The following is an 18,382-nucleotide window of genomic DNA, read 5'->3' as shown; positions in this document are numbered from 1 at the left end:
GTCCATACGTCCGTCTTATACGACCGTCATAGACGTCTGTATAAGACGGACGTATAGTCACCTGCATGACACCCAACCCGCCCCGCGCCGGCCGCCGCGAGTGGTCCGCGCTCGCCGTGCTGATGCTTCCGCTGCTGCTGGTCTCCATGGACGTGTCGGTCCTGTACTTCGCGATCCCGGCGATCAACGCCGACCTGGCTCCGAGCGGCACCCAGCAGTTGTGGATCTTCGACGTCTACGCCTTCGCCGTGGCCGGCCTGCTCATCACCATGGGCTCGCTCGGCGACCGCGTCGGCCGCCGCAGGCTGCTGCTGATCGGCGCCGTCGCCTTCGGTGCCGCCTCGCTGGCGGCGGCCTACGCGAACAGCGCCGAGATGCTCATCGCGGCCCGCGCGCTGCTCGGTATCGGCGGCGCCACGCTGATGCCGTCGACGCTGGCCCTGGTCCGCTCGCTCTTCACCGACCCCGGGCAGCGGGCGCAGGCCATCGCGATCTGGTCCGGCGTGATGACGGCCGGCGTGGCACTGGGCTCGGTGCTCAGCGGGGTGCTGGTGGAATTCTTCTGGTGGGGGTCGGTCTTCCTGGTGAACCTGCCGGCGATGGCCCTGCTCCTGCTCCTGGGCCCGCTTCTGCTGCCGGAGTCGAAGGACCCGGCGCCGGGCCGCTTCGACTGGGTGAGCATCCCGCTGTCGACGGCCGCGGTGCTCCCGGTCGTCTACGGCCTCAAGGAGATCGCGTCCGAGGGCTGGCACGTCCGTTACGTCATGGCGGTCACCGTGGGCCTGCTGTTCGCGGCGCTGTTCGTGCACCGGCAGCGGACCACCGCCTCGCCGATGGTCTCCCCCGCCCTCTTCCGCGGGCACGGTTTCGCCCCCGCCGTCGTCCTCAACCTGGTCACGATGTTCGCGATGATGGGCTCGGCGTTCTTCACCACGCAGTACATCCAGTCGGTGCTGGGCAAGAGCGCGCTGGAGGCCGCCCTGTGGGCGCTGCTGCCCTCGGTGCCGATCGGCTTCGCGGCCCCGCTCGCCGCCCGTCTGGTGCGGGGCGGCGTCAACCGCGCCCACGTGGTCTCCGCGGGCTTCGGTCTGGCCGCGTGCGGCTACGCGCTGCTGACGCTGGTGGACACGGACGCGCTGGCGCTCGGGCTGGTGGCCTGCGGTGTCCTCGCCTCCGGCGTCACCATGGTGATGTCCCAGATCATGGACCTGGCGCTGAGTGCCGCCCCGGTGGAGCGGGCCGGCTCCGCTTCCTCGTTGATGGAGACCGGCGCGGAGTTCGGCGGGGCGCTGGGGATGGCGGTGCTCGGTTCCATCGGCACGGCGGTCTACCGGCAGGAGATGCCGGACTCGGTGCCGGCGGTGGCGCAGGAGACGCTGGGCGGGGCGCTGGCCGTCGCCGGGCAGTTGCCGGGGCGCGCGGGGGACGCCCTGGCGACGGCGGCGCGGGAGGCGTTCACCAGCGGGATGCACGCGGCGGCGATCGCGGGCGCGGTGGTGCTGGCCGGGGCGGCGGTCCTGGCGTCGGTGACGCTGCGGAGGGTGCGGGTGCGCGAGGAGCCCTGCACGGAAAACGCCGGACAGGCTGATCAAGTCAGCCCGTCCGGCGTTTGAGGACGAGGCCCGTTCAGGGCCGAAGCGGGGGTCCCGGGGGCGGCAGCCCCCGGGACGGTCGCCTCAGACCAGGTTCACCGACCGGGCCGACGTCGCGCCGATCTCCGCCGCGACCTCCGCCAGCACCCCGGAGGGCACCGTGTCGTCGACGGTCAGCACGGCCAGCGCCTCACCGCCGACCGTCGCGCGGGCGACCTGCATGCCGGCGATGTTGATGCCGGCCTCGCCGATCACGCGGCCGACGGTGCCGACGACACCGGGACGGTCCTCGTAGCGCAGGACGAGCATGTGGTCGGCGAGGGCCAGGTCCACGTCGTACTCGCCGACGGCGACGATCTTCTGGAGGTGCTTCGGGCCGGCCAGCGTGCCGGAGACCGACACCTCCTCGCCGTCCGCGAGGGTGCCGCGCACGGTGACCACGTTGCGGTGCTCCGGGGACTCCGAGCTGGTGGTCAGGCGGACCTCGACGCCGCGCTCCTGGGCGAACAGCGGGGCGTTGACGTAGGAGACGGTCTCGTCGACGACGTCCTCGAAGACGCCCTTGAGGGCGGACAGCTCCAGCACCTTCACGTCGTGCTGGGTGATCTCGCCGTAGACCTCGACGTCGAGGCGGACGGCGACCTCGCCGGCGAGCGCGGTGAAGATGCGGCCGAGGCGCTCGGCGAGCGGCAGGCCCGGCTTGACGTCCTCGGCGATGACGCCGCCCTGGACGTTGACCGCGTCGGGGACCAGCTCGCCGGCGAGGGCGAGGCGGACCGACTTGGCGACGGCGATGCCGGCCTTCTCCTGCGCCTCGTCGGTGGAGGCGCCGAGGTGCGGGGTGCAGACGACCTGGTCGAACTCGAACAGCGGCGAGTCGGTGCAGGGCTCCTTGGCGTACACGTCGAGGCCGGCGCCGGCGACGCGGCCCTCCTTGAGCGCCGCGTACAGCGCCTCCTCGTCGACGATGCCGCCGCGCGCGGCGTTGACGATGCGGACGCTCGGCTTGACCTTGCGCAGCGCCTCGTCGCCGATCAGGCCGAGGGTCTCGGGCGTCTTCGGGAGGTGGACGGTGATGAAGTCGGAGACCTCCAGCAGCTCGTCCAGCGACAGCACCTTGACGCCCATCTGTGCGGCCCGCGCGGGCTGCACGTAGGGGTCGTAGGCGACGACCTTCATGCCGAAGGCCGACATGCGCTGCGCGACGAGGGCGCCGATGCGGCCGAGGCCGACCACGCCGAGGGTCTTCTCGGCCAGCTCGACACCGGTGTACTTGCTGCGCTTCCACTCGCCGTTCTTGAGCGCGGCGTTGGCCTGCGGGATGTTGCGGGCCGTCGCGACGATCAGGCCGCAGGCCAGCTCGGCGGCGGTCACGATGTTGGAGGTCGGGGCGTTGACCACCATGACGCCGGCCTTGGTGGCGGCGGAGACGTCCACGTTGTCCAGGCCGACACCGGCGCGGGCGACGACCTTCAGCTTCTTGGCGGCGGCGATGGCCTCGGCGTCGACCTTGGTCGCGGAGCGGACCAGGATGGCGTCCACGTCGGCGATGGCGGGGAGCAGTTCGGCCCGGTCCGCGCCGTTGCACTGGCGGATCTCGAAGTCGGGGCCGAGCGCGTCCACGGTCGCGGGCGACAGCTCTTCGGCGATGAGTACGACGGGTTTCGAGCTCACGTGAGTCCTCACAAGTCCAATGCGGACGGCCGTCCCGACGGCCGCATTCGGTGTCGCTGAGCCGCGTGGAAGACGCACGACGCTGTGGGCCTGACGCGTATGTTGTGCAGCAGTCTAGTGGCGTGACGCGGGTCGTCCTGCGCCTCTGCGGAAGGATCACCCGTCCGTGGCTGGACGGGTTGGACAACGCCGTGCCTCCGACGTTACCCCGGGTTCGCCGAAGGGGCCGGAGCGGCGTCGCCCCGGCCCCCGGCAGTGAGGCTTACGCCTCCTCGTCGACCCAGCTCATGAGCTTGCGCAGCTCCTTGCCGGTGGTCTCCAGCAGGTGCTCGGAGTCCTGCTGCTTGTACTCGTTGTACTTCTTCAGGCCGCCGTGGTACTCGTCCATCCAGTTCTTGGCGAAGGTGCCGTCCTGGATCTCGGCGAGGACCTTCTTCATCTCGGCCTTGGTGGCGTCGGTGATGATCCGCGGGCCGGTGACGTAGTCGCCCCACTCGGCGGTCTCGGAGATCGACCAGCGCATCTTCTCCAGGCCGCCCTCGTACATGAGGTCCACGATCAGCTTCAGCTCGTGCAGGCACTCGAAGTAGGCGATCTCCGGCTGGTAGCCGGCCTCGGTCAGGGTCTCGAAGCCCGCCTTGACCAGCGCGGCCGTGCCACCGCAGAGGACGGCCTGCTCGCCGAAGAGGTCGGTCTCGGTCTCCTCGGTGAACGTCGTCTTGATGACGCCGGCGCGGGTGCCGCCGATGCCCTTCGCGTACGACAGGGCCAGCGCGAAGGCGTTGCCGGAGGCGTCCTGCTCGACGGCGGCGATGCAGGGAACGCCGCGGCCCTCCTCGTACTGACGGCGCACCAGGTGGCCCGGGCCCTTGGGGGCGACCATGCAGACGTCCACGCCGGCCGGGGGCTTGATGAAGCCGTAGCGGATGTTCAGGCCGTGGCCGAAGAACAGGGCGTCGCCGTCCTTCAGGTTGTCCTTGATGTGCTTCTCGTAGACCTCGGCCTGGATCGGGTCCGGGACCAGGATCATGATGACGTCGGCCTCGGCGGCGGCCTCGGACGGGCTCACCACGCGCAGGCCCTGTTCCTCGGCCTTGGCCTTGGACTTGGAGCCCTCGTGCAGACCGACGCGCACGTCGACGCCGGAGTCGCGCAGCGACAGGGCGTGGGCGTGGCCCTGGCTGCCGTACCCGATGACCGCGACCTTGCGGCCCTGGATGATGGACAGGTCGGCGTCGGCGTCGTAGAACAGCTCGGCCACTGGGTTCTCTCCTTGTGTGCAGGTGTTGCGTCCCACCGTATGCCGGTGGGGGGAAGGGAAGTCTCGGGGTCTCGGAATGCGGGCGGCCGGTGGTGTCCGCGGCCGCCCGTTTCCGTCGTTGTGCGGCGGGTTCCGTTGTTATGCGGACCGGTCGAGTGCGCGCAGCGAGCGGTCCGTGATCGAACGGGCGCCGCGGCCGATGGCGATCGTGCCGGACTGGACGAGTTCCTTGATGCCGTACGGTTCCAGCATCCGGAGCATGGCGGACAGCTTGTCGCTGCTGCCGGTGGCCTCGATGGTGACGGCCTCCGGGGAGACGTCGACGGTCTTGGCGCGGAAGAGCTGGACGATCTCGACGATCTGGGAACGCGTCTCGTTGTCGGAGCGCACCTTCACCAGAACGAGTTCGCGCTGGACGGCCTGGGTCGGCTCCAGCTCGACGATCTTGAGCACGTTCACCAGCTTGTTCAGCTGCTTGGTGACCTGCTCCAGCGGGAAGTCCTCGACGCTCACCACGATGGTGATGCGGGAGATGTCGGGGTGCTCGGTGACGCCGACGGCGAGGGAGTCGATGTTGAAGCCGCGGCGGGAGAAGAGGGCGGTGATCCGCGCCAGGACGCCGGGGGTGTTCTCCACCAGGACGGAGAGCGTGTGCTTGGACATGGTCTCTTCGGTCTCTCTCGCTCAGTCGTCTTCGTTGTCGCCGAAGTCGGGGCGGACGTCCCGGGCGGCCATGATCTCGTCGTTGGAGGTGCCGGCGGCGACCATCGGCCAGACCATCGCGTCCTCGTGGACGATGAAGTCCACGACGACCGGGCGGTCGTTGATGGAGTTGGCCTCCTCGATGACCTTGTCGAGGTCGGCCGGGTCCTCGCAGCGGATGGCGTAGCAGCCCATGGCCTCCGACAGCTTCACGAAGTCGGGGACGCGGGTGCCGCGGGCCTGCGGGTTGATGTCCTCGGGTCCGGAGTGCAGCACCGTGTTGGAGTACCGCTGGTTGTAGAACAGCGTCTGCCACTGGCGGACCATCCCGAGGGCGCCGTTGTTGATGACGGCGACCTTGATCGGGATGTTGTTCAGGGCGCAGGTGGTCAGTTCCTGGTTGGTCATCTGGAAGCAGCCGTCGCCGTCGATCGCCCAGACGGTCCGGTCGGGGACGCCGGCCTTGGCACCCATGGCGGCGGGCACGGCGTAGCCCATGGTTCCGGCACCGCCGGAGTTCAGCCAGGTGGCGGGCTGCTCGTACTGGACGAAGTGCGCGGCCCACATCTGGTGCTGGCCGACGCCGGCCGCGAAGACCGTGCCCTCGGGCGCGAGCTGCCCGATGCGCTCGATGACCTGCTGCGGGGAGAGCGAACCGTCCTCGGGCTGGTCGTAGCCCAGGGGGTAGGTGTCGCGCCAGCGGCTGAGGTCCTTCCACCAGGCGCTGTAGTCGCCCGTGTTGCCCTCGCTGTGCTCCTTCTGGACGGCCTGCACGAGGTCGGCGATGACCTCGCGGGCGTCGCCCACGATCGGCACGTCGGCGGCGCGGTTCTTGCCGATCTCGGCCGGGTCGATGTCGGCGTGGACGATCTTGGCGTACGGGGCGAAGCTGTCCAGCTTGCCGGTGACGCGGTCGTCGAAGCGGGCGCCGAGGGCGACGATCAGGTCGGCCTTCTGCAGCGCGGTGACAGCGGTGACCGCGCCGTGCATGCCCGGCATCCCCACGTGCAGCGGGTGGCTGTCGGGGAACGCGCCGAGCGCCATCAGGGTGGTGGTGACGGGCGCTCCGGTGAGTTCGGCGAGGACCTTCAGCTCGGCGGTGGCCTGCGCCTTGAGCACGCCGCCGCCGACGTAGAGGACCGGCCGCTTGGCGGCGGTGATGAGCTTGGCGGCCTCGCGGATCTGCTTGGCGTGCGGCTTGGTGACCGGGCGGTAGCCGGGCAGGTCCATGACCGGGGGCCAGGCGAAGGTGGTCTTCTTCTGGAGGATGTCCTTGGGGATGTCGACCAGAACCGGGCCGGGGCGGCCGGTGGAGGCGATGTGGAACGCCTGCGCGATCACCCGGGGGATGTCCTCGGCCTTGGTGACCAGGAAGCTGTGCTTGGTGACCGGCATGGTGATGCCGACGATGTCCGCCTCCTGGAAGGCGTCCGTACCGATCGCGGAGGACACCACCTGGCCGGTGATCGCGACCAGCGGCACGGAGTCCATGTGCGCGTCGGCGATCGGCGTGACCAGGTTGGTGGCGCCGGGTCCCGAGGTCGCCATGCAGACGCCCACCTTGCCGGTGGCCTGCGCGTAGCCGGTGGCCGCGTGGCCGGCGCCCTGCTCGTGGCGGACCAGGACGTGGCGCACCTTGGTGGAGTCCATCAGCGGGTCGTACGCCGGGAGGATGGTGCCGCCGGGAATGCCGAATACCGTGTCGACTCCGACCTCCTCGAGGGAGCGGATGAGGGACTGCGCACCCGTGACGTGCTCGGGGGCGGACTGTCCTCCGGATCGGGGCCGGGGCTGCGGGTGATGGGCCCCGGTGGCCTGCTCGGTCATCGGCATTCTCTTCTCGATGCTGAGGGTTTTGATGCTGAGGTTTTTGCGAGATTTAGGCGGTGTGCGGCTGTTGCCCAGGGGTGCTGGTGCAACAAAAAACCCCTCGTGCCAAAAGGCAAGCGAGGGGAGCGCGCCGGGTGTGGGTCGCCGGGAGTCCGGAACGGTCCGGACGTCACCTGCTCAGCCGACGCGCTTTCCAAGTACGAGAATTCGGGTGCGCATGGCACTGACCCTCCACCCGGCACACACCCACTGTCAAGTGGGTGGGACGGGAGTCTCATTATGTGAGCGGAGGGCCGTGCCACCACGCAGGACGGCGGGCAGCCCGGCCGTGACACCGCCCGCGAAGGCGGGTTCGGCCGGTCCGTGCGGCACCGGGTAGTGGCCGGTTCCGAGCGCTCTGCGCAGCCGGTACTCGTCGAGCGGACCGGAGAACGCCATGCCCTGTCCGTGCGTACAGCCCATCGCGCGCAGGGCGACGATCTGCTCGGGCAGGTCGACCCCGTCCGCCACGGACTTCAGCCCGAGGTCGGTGGCGATGCGCAGCAGACCGCTGGTGATCTTGTGCAGCCGTGCCGACTCCACGACGCCTTCGACCAGGCCACGTTCGAGCTTGAGGACGTCCACGGGCAGGCGCCGCAGTGCGGTGATCGTCGCGTAGCCGCTGCCGAAGCCGTCCAGGGCGATGCGGACGCCGACCCTGCGCAGGGCGTTCAGCCGGCGGTCCAGCTCGTCCAGGCCGACCCGTGGGTCGATGTCCGACAGCTCGATCACAAGGGCGCCGGGGGGAAGTCCGTGCCGGGTCAGCAGGGCCTCCACGGTCCCCAGCGGCATGGAGCGGTCCAGCAGCCGGCGGGCACCGATGCGTATGGCCACGGCCGCCGGGAGCCCGGCCGCCGCGCGCTCGGCGGCCTGCTCCACGGCCTCCTGGAGCACCCAGCGGTCCAGCTCGGCGGTCTTGTCGCCGTCCTCGCTCACGCGCAGGAACTCCGCGGGGGTGAACAGCACGCCCTGGGAGGAGCGCCAGCGCGGCTGGGCGCAGACCGACGCGATCCGGCCGTCGGTGAGGGAGACCACCGGCTGGTGCAGCAGCGCGAACTCTCCGTCCTGGAGGGCGGCCCGCAACCGCGTGGCCAGCTCGGCCTTGCGTACGACGTCCTGCTGCATCTGCGGTCTGTACAGCTCGACGCGGCCCTTGCCGCCCGCCTTGGCCCGGTACATCGCGAGGTCGGCGTTGCGCAGCAACTCACCTGCCCCGAGGCCGGCTTCGGCGAAGGCGACTCCGATGGAGGCGTTGACGCGGACGTCGTTCCCGTCGATGAGGTAGGGCTGCGAGAGGGTCACCCTGAGACGGTCGGCGAGTTCCAGGATGTGCCGCTCGCGGGCCGCCCGCTCCCGGGTGGCGCCGTCCCCGACGATGAGGGCCGCGAACTCGTCGCCACCCAGCCGGGAGGCGGTGTCGCTCTTGCGGACGGTCTCCTGGAGTCTGCGGGCGGCCTGGACGAGCAGCTCGTCGCCGGCCTGGTGCCCGATGGTGTCGTTGACCGCCTTGAAGCCGTCGAGGTCGATGAAGAGCACCGCCGTGCCGCGCAGGGCGGCACCCCGGTCACTGGCGCGGCGGCCGGACAGGGCCTGCTGGACCCGCCGGGTGAACAGGGCCCGGTTGGGCAGGTCGGTGAGCGGGTCGTGTTCGGCGTTGTGCTGGAGCTGCGCCTGCAGGCGCACTCTCTCGGTCACGTCCCGGCTGTTGAAGATCAGGCCGCCGTGGTGGCGGTTGACGGTGGACTCCACGTTGAGCCAGCCGCCCTCCCCGGAACGGAAGCGGCATTCGATGCGCGTGGTGGGCTCCTCCACCGGGCTGGCGGCGAGGAACCGGCGCACCTCGTGCACCACGCAGCCGAGGTCCTCCGGGTGGATGAGACCGGCCAGTTCGCTGCCGACCAGTTCTTCGGCCGGGCGTCCGTAGACCCCGGCGGCGGCCGGGGAGACGTAGCGGAGGATGCCGTTGGGCGCGGCGATCATGATGACGTCGCTGGAGCCCTGGACCAGGGAGCGGAAGTGGTTCTCCTTCTGGGCCAGTTCCTGGGTGAGGGTGATGTTGTCGAGCAGCATGATGCCCTGGCGCACGACGAGCGCGAGCACCACGGTGCCGCCGGTCAGCAGCACCACGCGGTCGACGCTGCGGCCGTTGAGGACGTTGTAGAGGATGCCCAGGGTGCAGACGGCGGCGGCGAGGTAGGGCGTGAGCGCGGCCAGGGAACCGGCGATGGGCCGGGCGGCCGGATAGCGCCCGCGCTCGCCCCCCGGGCCGGGTCCGGGCACGGCTGCGGACGCGGACGCCGGGTGGTGGCCGGTGGTGCCGCGCTGGCCGGGCACGTGCTCACGCACCACGCGTGTGTGCCCGCCGGTCGGCTCCTCGTCCGCCGGCCCCCCGCGCCGGGACGCGGCCCAGGGGGCGTAGGCGAGCAGCAGCGAACCGGCGAACCAGCCGGCGTCGAGCAGTTGGCCGGAGCGGTAGTTGTTGTGCAGCAGCGGCGAGGTGAACAGGGCGTCGCACATCACCGTCAGGGCGAGTCCGCCGATGGCGGTGTTGACCGCGGAACGGCAGACGGGCGACCGCCTGAAGTGGAGCGCGAGCACCATGCTGACCAGGGCGATGTCGAGCAGCGGGTACGCCACGGACAGCGCGCCGTGCGCCACACTGGAACCGCCCCCGGCCTTCGCCGCCTGGGCCAGCGCGAGGCTCCACGCCAGGGTCAGCAGCGAACCGCCGATCAGCCAGGCGTCCAGGCCCAGGCAGATCCAGCCCGCCTTCGTCACGGGCCGCTTGGCCAGCACCAGCAGCCCCACGATGGCGGGCGGCGCGAAGCACAGGAAGAACAGGTCCGCGTAGCTCGGGCTGGGCACGGGCTGCCGCAGGACGACCTCGTACCACCCCCAGACGGCGTTGCCCAGGGATGCCATCGCCGACGAGAGGGCGAACAGCAGCCAGGCGGGCCGGAAACGGACCCGGCGTCCACGGGCGTAGACGAAGCAGGAGACCGCGGCGGCGGCCGCGGCCGCGCTCAGCCCGAAGTCACCCATGATCTTGGCGACGTGGTCGGAGCCCCAGCCGAACGCCGAACCGACGGCGTATCCCGCGCAGACCAGGGCCAGGACGAGCTGGCGGACGAGGGTCGGTCCGCCGGTGGCGGCCGACGGCCGGGACGGCAGCGGTCCGGGCGAGGGCTGTGCCCTCGGCGCGCCGTCCAGCGTGGGTACGGGGGTCGGCGGACTCACCGGGGCCTCCCGGTCCGCGCCGGTCCCGCGGCCCGCGCGCCCCGCGGGAGGGGCGGTGCCTGCTTCCTGCGACCGCGGTGCCGGTGCCGGTGAGGGCAGGACGGACCGTCGTGGCCGGACCGGTCTCGCCCGCGCGCGGTCGCGGTCGTGCGCCAGGGTCGCCGGCGGCGGCTCCGCCGCGTCGGGTCGTTCGTCCATAGGCCGTGCATCGCCCGTCGCCCCCCTCACAGTCTGAGATCCATCCCCGGCGCCGACCGGTGCGCGGCGCGTCCCCTGTCGGACGATACACCAGGATCGTCACTCAGGGACATAGGTTCTCTACGCTCCGTGACGACCAGCGGATATGCGCACACCCACCGCGTCCGGAGAGTCGCGGAGGGTACCCGAAACGGATTACGCGCCCGTCGTCAGGATCACGTTGCGCAGCGGCTCCCGGTTCACGAAACGGCTCAACTGGTCCACCAGCAGCCGCTTGGCGCGCGGCAGGAAGGCGGAGGTCGGGCCCCCGGCGTGCGGGCTGACGAGTATGCCGGGAGCATGCCACAGGGGGTGACCGGGCGGCAGCGGTTCGGGGTCGGTCACGTCGAGGGCGGCGGTGATGCGTCCGCTCTCCAGTTCGGTGAGCAACGCCTTCGTGTCGACGACGGGTCCGCGGGCGACGTTGACGAGCAGGGCGCCGTCCTTCATGCGGCCCAGGAACTCCGCGTCCGCCAGCCCGCGGGTCTCCTCGGTGAGCGGCGTCGACAGGACGACGACGTCCGCCTCCGGGAGCAGGGAGGGCAGTTCGGTGAGCGGGTGCACCGGGCCGCGTGCCGTGGTGCGGGCGGAGCGCGCGACGCGCACGACCGGCGCGACCTCGAACGGCACAAGCCGGTCCTCGATCGCGGCGCCGATCGATCCGTACCCGACGATGAGCACCTTCCGGTCGGCGAGCGCGGGCCGGAAACCGCCCAGCCACTCGCCGCGGTCCTGCGCCCGGACGAAGTCGGGGACGCCACGCAGGGAGGAGAGGATCAAAGTCAGCGTGAGTTCCGCGGTGCTGGCCTCGTGCACACCGCGCGCGTTGCACAGCCGGACGCCCGCGGGCAGGTGCCGCAGACCGGGCTCCACGTGGTCGATGCCGGCGGAGAGCGTCTGGACGACCTGGACGGAGCGCATCTGGGGCAGCGGGCGGGTGCCGACGCCGCTGGGCTTCATGTAGGGGACGACGTAGTACGCGCAGTCGGCCGGGTCGGCGGGGAAGGAGTCCTCGCCGTTCCAGTAGCGGTAGGCGGGGCCCTCGGGAAGGCCCTCGATCTCGTCCGGCGGGATGGGCAGCCACACGTCAGCAGTCATGGTCAGGAGGCTATGTCAGGGGTGCGGAAGGGCAGAGGTTAGGTTGGGTGGCCTGACGAGGGAGGGTCACGACCGGTGGAGCGCAGGACGATCGGCGCGACGGCACTCGCGGTGGGGGCCGTCGGACTGGGGTGCATGCCGATGAACTGGGCGTACAGCGCGTCGCGGCAGCGCGGCGAGGAGTCGGTCAGGGCGGTGCACCGGGCCCTCGACCTGGGTGTCTCGCTGCTGGACACGGCGGACATGTACGGCCCGTTCACCAACGAGCTGCTGCTGGGACGGGTGTTGAAGGAGCGGCGGTCGGACGCCTTCGTGTCGACCAAGGTCGGCCTGCTGGTGGGCGACCAGCACATCGTGGCCAACGGCCGCCCCGGCTATGTGAAACGTGCCTGCGACGCGTCCCTGCGCCGGCTCCAGACGGACGTCATCGACCTCTACCAGCTGCACCGTGCCGACCCCGAGGTGCCCGTCGAGGAGACCTGGGGTGCGATGGCGGAGCTGGTGCGGGCCGGGAAGGTGCGGGCGCTCGGGCTCTGCGCGGTCGGCGCGCGGTCGGCCCGTCGGCCGGGGGCGCGGCTGCACGACGCCACGGTCCGGCAGCTGGAGCGGGTGCAGCAGGTGTTCCCGGTGAGCGCGGTCGAGGCCGAGCTGTCGGTGTGGTCGCCGGAGGCGCTGCGGACGCTGCTGCCGTGGTGCGTGACGCGCGGCGTCGGCTTCCTCGCCGCGATGCCGCTCGGCAACGGTTTCCTGACCGGCACGCTGACGCCCGGGCAGGGCTTCGAACCGGAGGACCTGCGCGCCCGGCACCCCCGCTTCACCGCCGAGATGATGGCCGCCAACCAGCCGATCGTGGCGGGCCTGCGCAGGATCGCGGCCCGGCACGGCGACTCGGTCACACCCGCGCAGGTGGCGCTGGCCTGGGTGCTGGCACAAGGGCCGCACGTGGTGCCGGTGCCGGGCACCAAACGGGAACGCTGGGTGAGCGAGAACGCGGGGGCGGCCGGTCTGCGGCTGACCGAGGAGGACCTGGCGGAGGTGCGCCGGCTGCCGGCGGCCCAGGGCTCGTGGGAGTGACGCGCGCGATCGCCGGGTTCGGGATTCGGCGATCGGGAACTTGGAGGGCGCGTGCGGTGTATGACAAGGAGAACCCGCCGCGTCGAAGGGACCCGTCGACCATGATCGTGCAACGTCGAGCCGTGCCGGCCGTATTGGCCGCCGCCCTGCTGCTGACGGCCGGCTGCTCCTCCGGCGACGGGGAGCCGTCGGGCGCGGACGGCGGCCCCTCCGCGAGCCCTACCGCGGCCCAGTCGTCGCCCTCGGGGCCGGCCGCCGAACGGACGCCGCCCGCGAAGGGCTCCGTGGAGGTGGTCCGCACGGTCGCCACCGGCCTGAAGAGCCCTTGGGGCCTGGCGCCGCTGCCCGGCGGCGGCCTGCTGGTCTCCTCCCGGGACGAGGCCACGATCACGCGGGTCGACGAGAAGACCGGCGAGAAGACGGAGCTGGGCGAGGTGCCCGGGGTGGCCGCGTCCGGCGAGGGCGGTCTGCTCGGCATCGCGCTCTCCCCCGACTACGCCTCGGACCAGATGGTCTACGCGTACTTCACCTCGGCCTCGGACAACCGGATCGTGCGCATGCGGTACGACGGGAAGAAGCCGTCCGGTGAGCAGCTGGGGGAGCCGGACACGGTCTTCCGGGGCATCCCCAAGGGTGTGATCCACAACGGCGGGCGGATCGCCTTCGGCCCCGACAAGATGCTCTACGCGGGCACCGGCGAGAGCGGTGACACGGGCCTGTCCCAGGACAAGGAGTCCCTCGGCGGCAAGATCCTGCGGATGACGCCGGACGGCGAGCCGGCGCCGGGCAATCCCTTCCCCGACTCCGTCGTGTACTCGTACGGCCACCGGAACGTGCAGGGGCTGGCCTGGGACGACGAGCAGCGGCTGTTCGCCGCGGAGTTCGGGCAGGACACCTGGGACGAGCTGAACGCGGTCAAGCCGGGCGACAACTACGGCTGGCCCGAGGCCGAGGGCAAGGGCGGCGGCTCCGGCTTCCACGATCCGCTCGCCCAGTGGAGCACCGACGAGGCCTCCCCGAGCGGTGTCGCCTTCGCCGAGGGTTCGGTGTGGATGGCGGGCCTGCGTGGTGAGCGGCTGTGGCGGGTGCCGTTGAAGGGGACGGAGGCGGCGGCCGACCCGCAGGCCTTCCTGGAGGGCGAGTACGGGCGGCTGCGCACGGTCGTGGCGGCGGGCGGTGACCGGCTGTGGCTGGTGACGAGCAACACGGACGGCCGGGGCGACGCCGAGGAGGACGACGACCGGATCCTGGAGCTGCGGATCGGCTAGAACCTCCCGGGGCGCCGTCAGTCGTCGGCCGCCTCGGCGGGGCGCGGGACGTGGACGACGACCTTCCCCGACGAGAGGTCTATCGGGCCGTGGCCGGGATCGCCGTCGCCGACGTCCTCGCGGGTCAGTTCCAGTCGGTTCTGCTCGTCGCGGGTGTGCTTGCGGCCGGGGGAGAACAGTTCCTCGAATGCGTTGAACACAAAGCCTCCGTCCGTCGGCGTCCTTTACAGCGTAAGCCTCACTCGGCCGAACCGGACATGAGCGGGTCGGCCGGGAAGAGGGCCAGCCGGTGGGCGACCGCCGCCGCCTCGCCGCGGCCGGAGACGCCGAGTTTGGCCAGGATGTTGGAGACGTGGACGCTGGCGGTCTTCGGGGAGATGAAGAGTTCCTCCGCTATCTGGCGGTTGGTGCGGCCGTCGGAGACCAGGCGCAGCACGTCGCGTTCCCGGCTGGTGAGTCCCAGGGCCTCGGCCGGGTCGGCGGGGACGCGCTCGGGTCCGGCGGCGCGGCCCAGGGGGAGGCGGGCGCGCCGGCCGAGCAGGTCGACCGCGTCGGCCAGCGGACGGGCGCTGAGGTGCCGGGCGACGGTGCCGGCCAGGCGGAGCAGCTCCGTGGCGCGGGCGCGCTCGTCCTCACCGCCGGTGTCCAGGAGGGCGGCGGCGAGCCGGTGCCGGACCCGGGCGAGTTCGTAGGGTCGCTCCAGGCGCTCGAAGGCGGTGACCGCCTCCGTCCAGAGCGCCGGGGTGTCCCGGCCCTCGGCCCGGTGGAGTTCGGCACGGAGCCACTTCTCGTGGGCGAGCCAGACCGGTGCGCCGGTGGTGAGCGACTTGGCGGTGCCGGCGAGCCGTTCCAGGGCATCGGCCCGTCCTTCCGCTGCGGCCGGCAGTCCGCGGGCGTCGGCCTCTGCCTGGGCGGCGGACAGCAGCAGCGGCCAGCCGTAGCGCTGGGTGCCGGGCGGCAGGCCCGCGTCCAGGGCCCGGCCGAGTTCGGCGCGGACGTCCGCGACGCGGCCCTCGGCGGCGGCGATGCCGATGGCGAGGGCGGCCAGCGGGAGGCGGTACTGCGGCATCGGGTCGTGCGTGCCGTAGGCGGCACGGGCCTCGGCGAGCAGCCCGGCGGCCTCGGCCGTCCCGCCGCGGGCGAGGGCGACGAAGGCCCGCTTGAGGGCGGCGCCACCGCGTGGCGCGGGGCCGCGGCCCGGGGCCGAGGCCCGCGCCGCGGCCTCCAGTGCCTCGTCCCAGCGGCCGAGCGAGATCAGCGACTCGGAGAGATTGCCCCACACCCAGGCCTCGGACTCCAGCAGCCCCATCCGCCGGGTCAGCTCGACGCCCTCGCGCAGGATGCCGAGCGCCTCCTCGGAACGGCCGACGCTCTCCAGGACGGACGGCAGGTTGACGTGGCTGCGGGCCACCACGGCAGACCGCCCCTGCGCCACCACCAGGTCCCTGACCTGGTACATCTCGGCGAGCCCGGCGTCGATGTGGCCCGCGTCGACCATCAGGCCGCCCAGGGTGAGCCGGGCGTTGAGCTCGATGTCGTCGGCGCCGACCATGCGCGCGTACTCGACGGCCCGTTCGGCGGCGACGACCGCGTCGGGGCCCGGGTCGTGGAGCATCGACCAGTTCGCGGCCATGGCCAGCACCTCGGCGTGCACCTGGGAGGGCGGCAGGCCGCGGACCAGTTCCTGGGCGATGCCGAGCTCCCGCCAGCCGTCGCCGCGTCCCTGGGCCTGGACCAGCAGGGAGCGCTGCGTCCAGAACCAGGCGGCGCGCTGGGGGTCCCGGCCGCTCTCGGGCATGCCCGCGCCCGCCTCCTGCTCCTCCTCCAGCAGCCGCAGCGCCCGCTTGGTGATCTTCAGGGCGCGTTCCCGCTCCCCGCACAGCCGGCCGGCGACGGCGGCCTCCGCCATGAGGTCGAGGTAGCGCAGGGGCGTGGTCTGCGGATCGCAGCCGCAGGGAGGGTAGACCTCGGTGTAGTCGACGGGGCGCAGGGTGGCGCGGACGTCGTCGGGGACGGAGTCCCACAGCTCCATGGCGCGTTCCAGGAGCCTCAGTTGCTCGGAGTAGGCGTGACGGCGGCGGGCCTCGACGGAGGCGTCCAGTACGGCGGGCAGGGCCCGGGCGGGGTCGTGGGCGTGGTACCAGTAGCTGGCCAGGCGCATCACGCGCTCGGCCGCCGGCACCAGCGTGGGGTCGGCGTCCAGGGCCTCGGCGTAGCGGCGGTTGAGGCGGGAGCGCTCGCCGGGGAGCAGGTCGTCGGCGACGGCCTCGCGGACCAGGGAGTGCCGGAAGCGGTAGCCGTCCCCGTCGGGCGCGGGCAGCAGGATGTTGGCGCCGACGGCGGCGCGCAGCGCCTCGATGAGGTCGTCCTCGGCGAGGGAGGCGACGGCGGCGAGCAGCCGGTACTCGACGGTGGAACCGCCCTCGGCGACGGTCCGGGCGACCCGCTGGGCACTCTCCGACAGGGCCTCGACGCGGACCAGGAGCAGGTCGCGCAGGGAGTCGGTGAGGCCGGTGCAGCAGCCCTCGTGGGCGGCGACGGCCAGTTCCTCGACGAAGAAGGCGTTGCCGTCGGAGCGTTCGAAGATCTCGTCGACCTGGAGCGGGTCGGGTTCGTACGCGAGGATGCCGGCGATCTGCCGGCCCACCTCGTCGCGGGTGAAGCGGCCCAGCTCGATGCGGCGGACGGTGCGCAGCCGGTCGAGTTCGGCGAGCAGGGGGCGCAGCGGGTGGCGGCGGTGGATGTCGTCGGAGCGGTAGGTGGCCAGGACGACGAGGCGGCCGGTGCGCAGGGTGCGGACGAGGTAGGCGATCAGGTGGCGGGTGGAGGCGTCGGCCCAGTGCAGGTCCTCCAGGACGAGGACGACGGTGTGCCGGGCGGCCACGCGCTCCAGCAGGCGGGCGGTGAGCTCGAAGAGGCGGGCCATGCTCTCCTCGTCGTGCCGGCCGCCGCCGGTGACCGGGGTGCCCTCGCCCAGTTCGGGCAGCAGCCGGGCCAGCTCCTCCTCCTGTCCGGCGGCGGCGTCCGCCAGTTCCCCGGGCAGTTGGCGGCGCAGGGCGCGCAGGGCGGTGGAGAAGGGCGCGAAGGGCAGCCCGTCGGCGCCGATCTCGACGCAGCCGCCCAGCGCGACGACGGCGCCCCGCCGGCGTGCGGCGTCGGCGAACTCCTCGACGAGGCGGGTCTTGCCCACGCCTGCCTCGCCGCCGAGCAGCAGCGCCTGCGGCTCGGCGGCGGCGGCGCGGACGAACGCGTCGTTCAAGGTGGCCAGTTCGGCGGCGCGGCCGACGAACACGGGACTGACGGACCTGGTCTCCACGGAAGCGAGCATCGCACGGGGGTCCGACAGCGGCGCAGCTGTTTTCGGCAGGTGGACGGCGGGCGGTACGGCGGCGGGGAGGGCGGCCGTGCGGCCGCCCTCCCCGTTTCCCCCGTTCACGCCGCCCGGGCGAACCGGTGCCTGCGCGGGCGCCGGCTATGGCTCTCCTCCGGCGCGGCTGCGCGGCGGGCGTCCCGGCGGGCCGCGCGGTGGGCGCGGACGGCCTCGCGGGCCAGCCGGGCCTCGTCGGCGCGGCGGATCAGTTCGGCGGCGCGGGTCTGCTGGATCTCGTACTCGAACACGGTGTGTCTCCTGTGGTGAGGCCGGTTGCTGCTTCGCTGACTGCGATGCCTCAACCTTCGTCTCCCAGGGGGGTCCGCCACATCGGGTAAGTTCCGCATCTTCGCCACCGCGCGGGGCCTTAGACGTGCGTGAGGGGTCTTAGGGCGTGCGCCCGGGGCGCGTGGATGCCCTAAGACCCCTCACGGGCCCGGATACGTCAGCCCATGGACGGCAGGGACAGAATGAGGTCGGTGTACTTGAGCACGGCCAGGACCAGGCCGAGCACGCCGAGCGCGACGCCGGCCCAGGAAACCGACTTGATCCACGCGGCCTGCGGCTTGCCGGGCGCGCCGAACGCGGGCCGGACCAGCACCACCACGCCGACGATCAGCGCGATCAAAGCGAAGCCCCCGCCCCACAGAGCTGTGGCCTGCCAGGCGTCGCCGTAACCCTTCTCGAGCACGGTCTGCGCGTTCGAGGAGGCGGTTCCCTCCAACTGCCCGATGAGCGACTGACGACTGTTGGCCACGGTGCCGACCCAGCTTCCCGTCAGCGAAACAATGCCGAGCCCCGCGGAAACGACAGCACCCGCTCCCTGGCCGACGCCGGTGGGTCCCTCGTTCTCCGAGGTGGACGACTCGACATCGTCCGGCGTGACGTCCGCGCCTTCCTCCTTCTCGACCTCCGTGGTCTCGGGAGCCTCCGCCGCCTCGTCCGTCTTGTGCTCGTCGGTCTTCACGCCGGTCTCGTCCACTGTCTTCGTTCCCATGTC

General features: G+C 72.1%; 13 protein-coding genes. 3 read left to right on the top strand and 10 right to left on the bottom strand.

Going from position 1 to position 18,382, the window contains the following annotated elements; all coding sequences use genetic code 11:
• Positions 1 to 65: 65 nt before the first annotated feature.
• The gene (locus tag ACFW47_RS27795) at positions 66 to 1,613 is read left to right on the top strand and encodes an MFS transporter (protein ID WP_386284561.1); all 1,548 of its coding nucleotides are present in this window, start codon (positions 66 to 68) and stop codon (positions 1,611 to 1,613) included.
• Positions 1,614 to 1,676: 63 nt separating this feature from the next.
• Here ACFW47_RS27795 and serA read toward each other — a convergent pair whose 3' ends face one another.
• The 6 genes from serA to ACFW47_RS27765 all read right to left on the bottom strand — a co-directional run bounded on the left by serA (position 1,677) and on the right by ACFW47_RS27765 (position 11,670).
• Positions 1,677 to 3,266 (bottom strand): phosphoglycerate dehydrogenase, encoded by a 1,590-nt coding sequence (gene serA / locus ACFW47_RS27790; protein WP_386284559.1) that lies wholly within the window; start codon positions 3,264 to 3,266, stop codon positions 1,677 to 1,679.
• A gap of 262 nt (positions 3,267 to 3,528) precedes the next feature.
• Complete coding sequence (ilvC, locus tag ACFW47_RS27785) at positions 3,529 to 4,527, bottom strand: ketol-acid reductoisomerase (RefSeq protein WP_383283840.1); 999 nt, start codon at positions 4,525 to 4,527, stop codon at positions 3,529 to 3,531.
• Between the two features lie 138 nt (positions 4,528 to 4,665).
• Positions 4,666 to 5,190 (bottom strand): acetolactate synthase small subunit, encoded by a 525-nt coding sequence (ilvN, locus tag ACFW47_RS27780; RefSeq protein ID WP_019329768.1) that lies wholly within the window; start codon positions 5,188 to 5,190, stop codon positions 4,666 to 4,668.
• A gap of 21 nt (positions 5,191 to 5,211) precedes the next feature.
• Positions 5,212 to 7,056: an acetolactate synthase large subunit gene (locus ACFW47_RS27775; RefSeq protein ID WP_386284556.1), complete on the bottom strand. Its 1,845-nt coding sequence runs from the start codon at positions 7,054 to 7,056 to the stop codon at positions 5,212 to 5,214.
• A gap of 255 nt (positions 7,057 to 7,311) precedes the next feature.
• Positions 7,312 to 10,335, bottom strand: a complete 3,024-nt coding sequence (locus ACFW47_RS27770) for a putative bifunctional diguanylate cyclase/phosphodiesterase (protein ID WP_386307472.1) — start codon at positions 10,333 to 10,335, stop codon at positions 7,312 to 7,314.
• A 393-nt stretch (positions 10,336 to 10,728) separates the two neighbouring features.
• Entirely contained in the window at positions 10,729 to 11,670 is a 942-nt protein-coding gene (locus ACFW47_RS27765; RefSeq protein ID WP_386284552.1) for a 2-hydroxyacid dehydrogenase, read from the bottom strand.
• Positions 11,671 to 11,745: 75 nt separating this feature from the next.
• Here ACFW47_RS27765 and ACFW47_RS27760 point away from each other — a divergent pair, with 75 nt between their 5' ends.
• Both ACFW47_RS27760 and ACFW47_RS27755 read left to right on the top strand, forming a co-directional pair.
• On the top strand, positions 11,746 to 12,744 hold the full coding sequence (locus tag ACFW47_RS27760) for an aldo/keto reductase (RefSeq protein ID WP_386307471.1): 999 nt from the start codon (positions 11,746 to 11,748) through the stop codon (positions 12,742 to 12,744).
• Between the two features lie 101 nt (positions 12,745 to 12,845).
• On the top strand, positions 12,846 to 14,012 hold the full coding sequence (locus ACFW47_RS27755; protein WP_386307469.1) for a PQQ-dependent sugar dehydrogenase: 1,167 nt from the start codon (positions 12,846 to 12,848) through the stop codon (positions 14,010 to 14,012).
• A 17-nt stretch (positions 14,013 to 14,029) separates the two neighbouring features.
• Here the strand turns inward: ACFW47_RS27755 and ACFW47_RS27750 are convergent, their stop codons facing one another.
• The 4 genes from ACFW47_RS27750 to ACFW47_RS27735 form a co-directional block, all read right to left on the bottom strand.
• Positions 14,030 to 14,212: a DUF6191 domain-containing protein gene (locus tag ACFW47_RS27750; RefSeq protein WP_386284545.1), complete on the bottom strand. Its 183-nt coding sequence runs from the start codon at positions 14,210 to 14,212 to the stop codon at positions 14,030 to 14,032.
• A gap of 38 nt (positions 14,213 to 14,250) precedes the next feature.
• The gene (locus ACFW47_RS27745; RefSeq protein WP_386307468.1) at positions 14,251 to 17,340 is read right to left on the bottom strand and encodes an AAA family ATPase; all 3,090 of its coding nucleotides are present in this window, start codon (positions 17,338 to 17,340) and stop codon (positions 14,251 to 14,253) included.
• 104 nt (positions 17,341 to 17,444) lie between these two features.
• The gene (locus ACFW47_RS27740) at positions 17,445 to 17,630 is read right to left on the bottom strand and encodes a hypothetical protein (protein WP_386284540.1); all 186 of its coding nucleotides are present in this window, start codon (positions 17,628 to 17,630) and stop codon (positions 17,445 to 17,447) included.
• A gap of 197 nt (positions 17,631 to 17,827) precedes the next feature.
• A complete protein-coding gene (locus ACFW47_RS27735; protein ID WP_386307466.1) occupies positions 17,828 to 18,379 on the bottom strand; it encodes a hypothetical protein in 552 nt (183 codons plus the stop codon).
• Positions 18,380 to 18,382: the final 3 nt, after the last annotated feature.

The organism is Streptomyces sp. NPDC058796 (assembly GCF_042745235.1).
GTDB lineage: Bacteria > Actinomycetota > Actinomycetes > Streptomycetales > Streptomycetaceae > Streptomyces.
The sequence above is the reverse complement of the archived record's forward strand: the minus strand, read 5'-3'. Positions and strand labels throughout refer to the sequence as shown.

What these genes read in the sequence shown, in the direction of transcription:
- ACFW47_RS27795 (WP_386284561.1), top strand. Translation starts at nt 66, where the DNA reads ATGACACCCAACCCGCCCCGCGCCGGCCGCCGCGAGTGGTCCGCGCTC.
- ilvN (WP_019329768.1), bottom strand. Translation starts at nt 5,190, where the DNA reads ATGTCCAAGCACACGCTCTCCGTCCTGGTGGAGAACACCCCCGGCGTC.
- ACFW47_RS27775 (WP_386284556.1), bottom strand. Translation starts at nt 7,056, where the DNA reads ATGACCGAGCAGGCCACCGGGGCCCATCACCCGCAGCCCCGGCCCCGA.
- ACFW47_RS27765 (WP_386284552.1), bottom strand. Translation starts at nt 11,670, where the DNA reads ATGACTGCTGACGTGTGGCTGCCCATCCCGCCGGACGAGATCGAGGGC.
- ACFW47_RS27755 (WP_386307469.1), top strand. Translation starts at nt 12,846, where the DNA reads ATGATCGTGCAACGTCGAGCCGTGCCGGCCGTATTGGCCGCCGCCCTG.
- ACFW47_RS27745 (WP_386307468.1), bottom strand. Translation starts at nt 17,340, where the DNA reads ATGCTCGCTTCCGTGGAGACCAGGTCCGTCAGTCCCGTGTTCGTCGGC.
- ACFW47_RS27735 (WP_386307466.1), bottom strand. Translation starts at nt 18,379, where the DNA reads ATGGGAACGAAGACAGTGGACGAGACCGGCGTGAAGACCGACGAGCAC.